This is a genomic window from Mesorhizobium silamurunense (assembly GCF_014843825.1).
Classification (GTDB): Bacteria; Pseudomonadota; Alphaproteobacteria; order Rhizobiales; family Rhizobiaceae; genus Mesorhizobium; species Mesorhizobium silamurunense.
The window spans coordinates 1-8,763 of the sequence record NZ_JHQR01000385.1 but is presented as its reverse complement, the minus strand read 5'-3'; the positions used below and the strand labels follow the sequence as shown (position 1 = coordinate 8,763).

At 65.4% G+C, this 8,763-nt stretch carries 8 protein-coding genes; 5 read left to right on the top strand and 3 right to left on the bottom strand.

Translation table 11 applies throughout. The features are described from left to right. Positions 1 to 185: ATP-binding cassette domain-containing protein (locus DH10_RS34285; RefSeq protein WP_192385857.1), on the bottom strand; the 185-nt coding region annotated here is incomplete at its 3' end. Positions 186 to 340: 155 nt separating this feature from the next. Next, on the bottom strand, positions 341 to 1,354 hold the full coding sequence (gene tauA / locus DH10_RS34280; protein WP_192255124.1) for a taurine ABC transporter substrate-binding protein: 1,014 nt from the start codon (positions 1,352 to 1,354) through the stop codon (positions 341 to 343). 512 nt (positions 1,355 to 1,866) lie between these two features. On the opposite strand from tauA, the gene DH10_RS34275 reads away from it, so the two are divergent. Continuing rightward, positions 1,867 to 3,201, top strand: a complete 1,335-nt coding sequence (locus DH10_RS34275; protein ID WP_192255125.1) for an FAD/NAD(P)-binding protein — start codon at positions 1,867 to 1,869, stop codon at positions 3,199 to 3,201. 3 nt (positions 3,202 to 3,204) lie between these two features. Here the strand turns inward: DH10_RS34275 and DH10_RS34270 are convergent, their stop codons facing one another. Then, complete coding sequence (locus DH10_RS34270) at positions 3,205 to 3,975, bottom strand: type 1 glutamine amidotransferase domain-containing protein (RefSeq protein ID WP_192255127.1); 771 nt, start codon at positions 3,973 to 3,975, stop codon at positions 3,205 to 3,207. A 275-nt stretch (positions 3,976 to 4,250) separates the two neighbouring features. Between DH10_RS34270 and DH10_RS34265 the strand changes: the two genes are divergently transcribed. The 4 genes from DH10_RS34265 to DH10_RS34250 all read left to right on the top strand — a co-directional run. Beyond that, positions 4,251 to 5,687, top strand: a complete 1,437-nt coding sequence (locus DH10_RS34265; protein WP_192255129.1) for a pyridoxal-phosphate dependent enzyme — start codon at positions 4,251 to 4,253, stop codon at positions 5,685 to 5,687. After that, entirely contained in the window at positions 5,684 to 6,853 is a 1,170-nt protein-coding gene (locus tag DH10_RS34260) for a trans-sulfuration enzyme family protein (protein WP_192255131.1), read from the top strand. The genes DH10_RS34265 and DH10_RS34260 overlap by 4 nt, the downstream gene beginning before the upstream one ends. A gap of 75 nt (positions 6,854 to 6,928) precedes the next feature. Continuing rightward, positions 6,929 to 8,170, top strand: coding sequence for a D-amino acid dehydrogenase (locus tag DH10_RS34255; protein ID WP_192385856.1), 1,242 nt, complete (start codon positions 6,929 to 6,931; stop codon positions 8,168 to 8,170). Positions 8,171 to 8,183: 13 nt separating this feature from the next. Next, the coding region (locus DH10_RS34250; RefSeq protein ID WP_192385855.1) for a maleate cis-trans isomerase family protein at positions 8,184 to 8,763 on the top strand (580 nt) is incomplete at its 3' end.

Sequence of the window (8,763 nt, the reverse complement as noted above, 5' to 3'; positions counted from 1 at the left end):
GCCCGGCCGCGCGCGGGCTCGACCAGCCCGGCGGCGACGTTGAGCAGCGAGGTCTTGCCGCAGCCCGAGCGGCCGACCAGCACAACGAAGTCGCCCTTGCCGATGTCGAGCGAGACACGCTCGACCGCCGGTTCCGGCTGGCCGTCATAGTGGACGCTGACCTTGTCGAGGGCGAGATGCGGCATCAGGATCCAGGCCTCCGTCGAACGAGGGGCCTGCCCCGAGGCCGCTCCTCGTAAGCGGTCCCGGGACAGGCAAGCGCAAGGCCAGGGAAGAGGGCCGCGCTTCCGAGCAATTCCAGGAAAGGCGGTCTTCCTTCCGGAATTGCGTGGAGAAAAGCTCAGTTCGAGGCGAGCGCCTCGCTGGCATATCTGGTCGTCACGTATTTCGAGTAATCGGGCAGCACGGCGTCGATCTTGCCCTGCTCCTTGAGGAAGGCGGACGTCGCCGCGACCGCCTTGACCGTGGCGCCGCCGAGGAACTTGTCCGAGGCCTGCTCTTCGAGCGGCGGGAAGACATAGCCCTTGAGCAGTTCCGGCACTTCTTCGAGCTTCGCGCCGGTGAGCTTGGCGATCTTGCCGGCCTCTGGCGACGACACCGACCAGGCGTCCGGCTTGGCCAGGAACTTGGCGTAGGCTTCGCCGGTCACCTTGACGAAGTCGCGCACCGCTTCCGGGTGCTTGTCGGCAAAGTCGGTGCGCACGATCCAGGCGTCGAAGGTCGGCGCCCCCCAGGCCGCCACCTGCGCGGAATCGAGCACCACCTTGCCGGACGTCTTTATCTGGCCGAGCGCAGGATCCCAGACATAGGCGGCGTCGATGTCGCCGCGCGCGAAGGCGGCAGCGATTTCCGGCGGCCTGAGGTTGAGGATCTCGACCGACTTCGGATCGACGCCTTCATGCTTCAGCGCCGCAAGCAGGCTGTAATGCGTGGTCGACACGAAAGGCACCGCCACCTTCTTGCCGGCAAGGTCGGCGACCTTCTCGATGCCGGCGCCGTTGCGGGCGACCAGCGCCTCCGACGGGCCGATCAGCCCGACGACGAAGATGGTCTGGATCGGCAGCTCGCGGCTGGCGGCCGCGGCCAGCGGGCTCGAGCCGACATAGCCGATATCGACCGAACCGGAAGCGATCGCCGCGATGACATCGGCGCCGGAATCGAATTTGCGCCAGTCGATCGCGGCCTTGGTCGCTTTCTCATAGGCGCCGTCGGCCTGCGGCACTTTCGAGGGTTCGACCACCGTCTGGTAGCCGATGGTGATCTTGAGATCCTCCGCCGCGGCCGGGCTGAGATAAGCAGCGCCCGCGAGTGCGGCGGATGACAGAAGCAGAATGCGTCGTGAAATGGTTGACATGAAAGGCTCCCACCAAAAGAGAAAACCGGATTGCCTTTCTATCGTCGGTTAATTCTATCGGGTTTGTAGAGTTAAATCCTTCCAACCGAACGGCTTTTGTTGGAAAAGTGTCGCTAGGTACCGGCGGCAGAAGCGCAAAAGGACGGTCGTGGATGGCTGGGTGGGCTGAGGATCTTGAGACCCAGCTTCGGAGAGTGGCGGAGCAATCCATCCGACGTTGTCGGGTTGGCGCGATGAAGCACCGCAGCGAACGAAAATCCTCCCGTCAGCTTTCCCAGGTAAATCCGTGCCCCAGATAGCGGCGGAATTGAAACGAGGTTCCGTGTACGAACGGGTTAGTATAGTAATCTTATCAACATTAGGGAGAGAGAACGATGCGCGACCACCTGAACCGCATACCGCCAGTCGTTCGCGGCACCAGCCTGACGGCTGCGGCATTGGCTGCGTCATGGCGGCCGGCGCTGGCCGCCTAGGCTCGGTCGCGGCCCCTCGATAGCTCCTGAATTTCAGCCATGGTTGGACGCGGCAACTCCATCATCATTGTCGGCGGCGGCGCCAGCGGCGTCGTGCTGGCCGCGCATCTTTTGAAATCGCCGAACCCCGATCTGCGCGTCACGCTGATCGAGAAGCGACCGCATTTCGGCCAGGGCATGGCCTATTCGACGCTGCTCTCCGCGCATGTGCTCAATGTCAACGCTTCCGGCATGAGCGCCTATGCCGACGACCCGGGCAATTTCGCGCGCTGGGTGCTGGAGCGCGGCCTCGCCCAGCCGGACCGTGGACCGTTCTACGCGCCGCGCAGCCTTTATGCCCGCTACTTGAAGGAGCTGCTCGACGATCTCGAGGAGCGCGAGCGCGAGAGCGGTCGCTTGCGGCTGATCCGCGAGGAGAGCCTGTCGATCTCGCCGACCCCGTCGGGCGTCGAGGTGGCCTTGGCCAACGGCACCAGCGTCGTCGGCCATCTCGCCGTGCTCGCCACCGGCCATGACGAGCAGCCGGGCGCCTTCCAGGGCCGCGCCATCCGGATGGGTTCGGAGGCCGACACCGCGCTCGACCCCGAGGCCACGGTCCTCGTGCTCGGCACGGGCCTCAGCATGGTCGACGCCTTCCTGTCGCTTGAGCAGCGCGGCCATCGCGGCGAGATCATAGCTGTGTCGCGGCGCGGCCTGCTGCCCTCGCCGCACCGCAAGGGCAATCCGATCAAGCTCGACGTCGCCGACATTCCGCTCGGCACCCAGCTTTCCTATTTCGTCGGCTGGTTCCGCAACCTGATCCGCGAGAACCAGAAGGCCGGGGGCGACTGGCGCGACGTGGTCGACGGCCTCAGACCCTTCAACCAAAAGATCTGGCAGAACTGGCCGTCCTCGGCGAAACGCCGCTTCGTCGAGCACACCAAGGCCTGGTGGGACATTCATCGCCATCGCATGGCGCCGGAAGTCTATGAGCGTGTCACGGAAGCTGTCGGCTCTGGCCGCATCCGCCTCGTCGCCGGCCGGGTCGTGGACATCGAGCCAGGCTTCACCGTCACGATCCAGCAGCGCGGCACGCAGGCGCTCGAAACGCTCGAGGTCGCCCGTATCTATGACTGCATGGGCATTGCCCGCGACATCTCGAAGACCTCGAACGGCGTCGTGCGCTCGCTGGTCGAACGCGCCCTGGCGCGTCCCGACCCGCTGCGCCTCGGCCTCGACGTCACCGCCAGATGCGAGCTGATCGCGGCCGACGGCACGGTGTCGTCGAAGCTCCTCGCCGTCGGACCGCTGACGCGCGGCACCTTCTTCGAGATCGACGCCATCCCGGACATCCGCGTCCAGTGCGCCAGGCTGAGCGAGCAGTTGTTGGGTTAGGCATCAGCCGCCAAGCGCCTCGCAGACGACCCGCGCGGTTTCGGCGCCGGAAAAATTCTGCTGGCCGGTTATAAGATTGCCGTCGCGCACGGCAAAGCCGCGCCACAGGCCGGCCTGGACATAGTTGGCGCCGATCGCCTTGAGCTCGTCCTCGATCCGCCATGGCACCAGATGCTTGCCGCGTTCGAGCGCACCCATCTCCCAGGTGGCGTTGTCGGCGAAATCCTCCTCGACATTGGCAAAGCCCGTCACTGTCCTGCCGGCGGCAAGCGGCGTTCCGTCGGCGCGCATGGCGTAGCGCAGGATGGCGGTGCCATGGCAAAGCGCGGCGGCCACCTTGCCTGCATCATGGAAGGCGACGAATACTTGCTGGAGCCCGGTCGCGCGCTCGTAAGTGAACATCGGCGACTGGCCGCCGGCGACGACGATCGCGTCGAAGCGCTCGACGTCGATTTCGGCCACAGGTCGCGTATTGTCGACCAGGGCCGCCAGTTTCGGGCTAGAAATGAAGCCGAGCGAAATGAGGTCGGTCTCCGAATAGCCCGACGGATCGCGCGGATCGCTCAGCGCGTCGGCCTCGCATTTGCCGCCGTCCGGCGAAAAGATCTCGACCTCGTAACCGCGCTCGGTGAAGGCGAACCAGGGATGGGTGAGCTCGCTCCACCAGAAGCCGACCGGCCAGCCGGTCGTGGTCGAGATGGCCGGATTGGCGATGACGATCGCCACGCGCCTGGGCTTGCGCGCATTGACCGGATTGGCATCGCGTACGCTCATCTTCGCTCTCCCTTATGAAGCTTTTGCCGACAAAGCCGGACGCTGCAATCTGGCCATATGGCCGGGTCGCCCCTTGCGCGGCTGGTTGCCTCCCAGTCTTGAAATTCCATTCCCCCACTCGCCCCCGGATTGGCACGATCTATCTTCTTTCCGGAGGCAAAGGGCTGGAAAAGACGCTCGTGCATGATGCGTGAAGCCGGAATGGATTCCGGCCGGCATCATGCGCGAGATTGTCAGTCACCCCGCGTCGAACTTGCTTCCATGGAGGGCCCGAGATGAGCGTGCACAGGAAAGCGGCGCCGAACGGCGCGGAAAACACTCTGGCGCGGTTGCGGCCGCCTTACGCCTCAGTGCTCGACCTGATCGGCCAGACACCGGTCGTCGAGCTGACCAAATTCGACACCGGCAAATGCCGGCTGTTCATCAAGCTGGAAAGCCAGAACCCCGGCGGCTCGATCAAGGATCGCATCGCGCTGTCGATGATCGCGGCGGCCGAGAAGGACGGCAGGCTGAAGCCCGGCGGCACCATCGTCGAGGCGACCGCCGGCAACACCGGCCTCGGCCTCGCCCAGGTCGGCATCCCCAAGGGCTACCGCATCATTCTCGTCGTGCCCGACAAGATGTCGCGCGAAAAGATCCAGCATCTGCGCGCTTTAGGCGCCGAGGTGCACATGACCCGCTCCGATGTCGGCAAGGGCCATCCCGAATATTACCAGGACATGGCCGAGAAGATCGCCGCCGAGCTGCCGGGCGCCTTCTATGCCAACCAGTTCGCCAATCCGGCAAATCCGCTCGCGCACGAAACCACCACCGGGCCGGAAATCTTTGCCCAGCTCGATGGCGACGTCGACGCGGTCGTCGTCGGCGTCGGCTCCGGCGGCACGCTGACCGGCCTCGGACGCTATTTCGCCAGGCATTCGCCGAAGACCGAGATGGTGCTTGCCGATCCGGTCGGCTCGGTGCTGGCGCCGCTGATCAAGACCGGCAAGATGGAAGAGGCCGGCAGCTGGACCGTCGAAGGCATCGGCGAGGACTTCGTGCCGCCCAACGCCGACCTGTCGCTGGTGAAGAAGGCCTATTCCATCCCCGACAAGCAAAGCATGCTGGCGGTGCGCGACCTGCTGTCGAAGGAAGGCATCCTCGCCGGCTCGTCCTCCGGCACGCTTTTGTCGGCCGCGCTTCGCTATTGCCGCGAGCAGACGACCGCCAAGCGCGTCGTCACGCTGGTCTGCGACAGCGGCAACAAATATCTGTCGAAGGTGTTCGACGACATCTGGCTGGCCGAGCAGGGCCTGGACGAGCATGAGCAGCATGGCGACCTGCGCGACCTCGTCATGCGCTCGCATCGCACAGGCGACACGGTCTGGGTCGGCCCGGACGAAAGCCTGCTCAACGCCTATGGCCGCATGCGCCGCTCCGACGTCTCGCAGCTGCCGGTGCTCGACGAGGGCAAGCTGGTCGGTATCGTCGACGAGAGCGACATCCTGGCCAAGGTCGACGGCCCCTATGACGGCCGCTGGGACCGCTTCAACGCGCCGGTGCGCACGGCCATGACCGCCACGCTCCACACGCTGCAGGCCAGCCAGACGCTCGACGCGCTGCTGCCCGTCTTCGACCGCAACGAGGTCGCCATCGTCTTCGATGGCGAAGAGTTCATCGGCCTGATAACCCGTATCGACCTGATCAACCATCTGAGGCGCCGCGCAAAATGACCACATCCGGCAGGAACCGCCTGGCTTTTTCCACCCGCACCGTCCATGGCGGCCAGAGCCACGACCCGACCACGGGCGCGGTGATGGTGCCGATCTACGCCACCTCGACCTACGGCCAGCAGTCGCCCGGCGTGCACAAGGGCTTTGAATATGCCCGCAGCCAGAACCCGACGCGCTTCGCCTTCGAGCGCGCCGTGGCCGATCTCGAAAGCGGCACGAAAGCCTTCGCCTTCGCCTCCGGCCTGGCTTCGATCTCGACCGTGCTGGAGTTGCTCGACGCCGGCGCCCACATCGTCGCCACCGACGACATCTATGGCGGCTCGTCCCGGCTGATGGAGCGGGTGCGCAAGCGCTCGGCAGGCCTTCAGGTCAGTTTTGCGGACTTCACCGACCTGGCCGCCGTCGACGCCGCGATCCGCCCCGAGACAAAACTGCTCTGGGTCGAGACGCCGACCAACCCGCTGCTGCGCATCGTCGATCTCGAAGGCCTCGCTTCGCTCGCGAAACGCAAAGGTTTGCTCACCGTCGCCGACAACACTTTCGCCAGCCCCTATATCCAGCGGCCGCTGGAGCTCGGCATCGACATCGTCGTCCATTCGACGACGAAATACTTGAACGGCCATTCCGACATGGTCGGCGGCGTGGCGGTCGTCGGCGACAACAACGACCTCGCCGACCGGCTGAAATTCCTGCAGAACGCCATCGGCGCCATTTCCGGCCCGTTCGACAGTTTTCTGGCGTTGCGCGGCATCAAGACGCTGGCGCTCAGGATGGAGCGCCATTCGGCAAACGGCCTGAAGATCGCGCAGTGGCTGGAAGGCAGGAAGGACGTGCGCCGCGTCATCTATCCAGGGCTCGCCAGTCACCAGCAGCACGAGATCGCGAAGCGCCAGATGCACGCCTTCGGCGGCATGATCTCGGTCGATCTCGACCGCGACCTTGCCGGCACAAAGCGCTTCCTGGAGCGCACGCAGCTCTTCACCCTGGCCGAGAGCCTCGGCGGCGTGGAAAGCCTGATCGAGCATCCGGCTTTGATGACGCATGGCTCGATTCCGGCCGAAAAACGCGGCGCCATCGGCATTTCCGATTCGCTGGTGCGGCTGTCGGCCGGCATCGAGGACGGCGATGATCTGATCGCCGATCTGGAACAGGCATTGCAGGGCTGACTGGCCCATAAGTCCCGGCTTTGCAATTTCCGATTACCCTTTAAACTGTGCCGGCTTGCGATCTCCGGAGGCGTCATGCGCGTGATCGTGTTGGGTGGCGGCGTGGTCGGCGTCACCCCCGCCTATCAGCTGCAGAAGGACGGGCACGAGGTCGTTATCCTCGAGCGCCAGCCTCAGGTCGCCGCCGAGACCAGCTGGGGCAATGCCGGCATGATCGCGCCCGGCCATTCCTTCGTCTGGTCCTCGCCCAAGGCGCCGATGATCCTGTTGAAGTCGCTGGTGCTGAAGGACCAGGCGCTGCGCTTCAAGCTGTCGGCCGATCCCAGGCTCTACAGCTGGTCCTGGTTGTTCCTGATGGAATGCACGGCCGAGAAGGCCAGGCGCAACACGCTTCTCAAGCATCGCCTTGCCGCCTATTCGCAATCGGTACTGCACGAGGTCATTGCCGACGAGCAGATCGACTATGACCGCAACGATCGCGGCATCGTCTATTTCCACCGCAGCCAGCAGGCGCTCGACAAAGGCGTCGAGCACATGAAGCTGCTGGAATCGGACGGACAGGAGATCAGGGTGCTTGACCGCGACGGCGTCGTCGCGCTCGACCCCTCGCTGGCCTCGGCGAAGGACAGGATAGCCGGCGGCATCTACTGCCCGACCGACGAGACCGGCGATCCGGCGAAGTTCACCCGGGCGCTGGCGGCGAAAATTGTCGAGCGCGGCGGCGAAATCCGCGCTGGCACCACCATCACCGGCATCGAGACCTCGGGCGACGGCGTCACCCAGGTGCTGACCGACAAGGGGAGCATCAAGGGCGACGCCTATGTGCTGGCGCTCGGCTCCTACAGCCCGCTCATCGCAAAAACGATCGGCATCGGCCTGCCGATCTATCCGATCAAGGGCTATTCGCTGACCATTCCCGTCGGCAACCGGCCGCATCCGCCGACCATCGCCTCCGTCGACGAGCACAATCTGGTCGCCATCTCGCGCTTCGGCGACCGCATCCGCGTCACCGCCACGGCGGAATTCGCCGGCTACGACACCAGCCACAAGCCGGCCGATTTCGCCTTCATGAAGGGCGTGACGCAGGAGCTATACCCCGAAGGCGCCGACTACGACCGCGCCGAAATGTGGGCGGGCCTCAGGCCGATGACGCCGAACAACCTGCCCGAATTCGGGCGGCGGCGCCTCGGCAACCTCTATCTCAACACCGGGCACGGCCATATCGGCTGGACCATGTCGCATGGCTCTGCCCGCATCACCGCCGATCTGATCGCCGGCCGCCAGCCTGCCATCTCGATGGATGGGCTGCTCAACTGAAAAGGGGAATGCCATGTCTGCCGGACTCGCCGCCTCTGTCCCTCTGGCACCAGAACCTGTCGATCTGGGCGTGTTGCCGTCGGAGCTCGATGGCGGCCTTGCCTCGCGCGCGGCGATCGGCCTGGCGGTCCTCGCCACCGACCAGACGCTGGAGCATGAATTCCGCGCCCTGGTGCGCATTCCGGGCGTCGCCTTCTACGAAGCGCGTCTTTTCAACGACAACGACATCACGCCCGACACGCTGCGCGCCATCGGCCCGCGGATCGCGCCGACCGTCGAACTCATCCTGCCCAGCATTCCGCTCGACGTCGTCGGCTTCGGCTGCACCTCGGCCACGATGACGCTCGGCGAGGAGGCCGTCTTCGCCGAGATCAGGAAGGCGCGGCCGGGCGTCGCCTGCACCACGCCGGTCACCGGCGCGCTTGCCGCTTTCAGGGCGCTCGGCGCCAAGGGCATCGGCCTGCTGACCCCTTATGCGCCCGAGATCAACCGGGGCCTCGTCACCTATTTCACCAGCAGGGGCCTCGACATCGCCGCCGTCGCCACCTTCGACCGGCGCGACGACCGCGAGGCGGCCCGCATCTCGCTCGCCT

Excerpts from the sequence above, each read along its gene's own strand:
- tauA (WP_192255124.1), bottom strand. The coding sequence starts at position 1,354 with ATGTCAACCATTTCACGACGCATTCTGCTTCTGTCATCCGCCGCACTC.
- DH10_RS34275 (WP_192255125.1), top strand. The coding sequence starts at position 1,867 with ATGGTTGGACGCGGCAACTCCATCATCATTGTCGGCGGCGGCGCCAGC.
- DH10_RS34270 (WP_192255127.1), bottom strand. The coding sequence starts at position 3,975 with ATGAGCGTACGCGATGCCAATCCGGTCAATGCGCGCAAGCCCAGGCGC.
- DH10_RS34265 (WP_192255129.1), top strand. The coding sequence starts at position 4,251 with ATGAGCGTGCACAGGAAAGCGGCGCCGAACGGCGCGGAAAACACTCTG.
- DH10_RS34260 (WP_192255131.1), top strand. The coding sequence starts at position 5,684 with ATGACCACATCCGGCAGGAACCGCCTGGCTTTTTCCACCCGCACCGTC.
- DH10_RS34255 (WP_192385856.1), top strand. The coding sequence starts at position 6,929 with ATGCGCGTGATCGTGTTGGGTGGCGGCGTGGTCGGCGTCACCCCCGCC.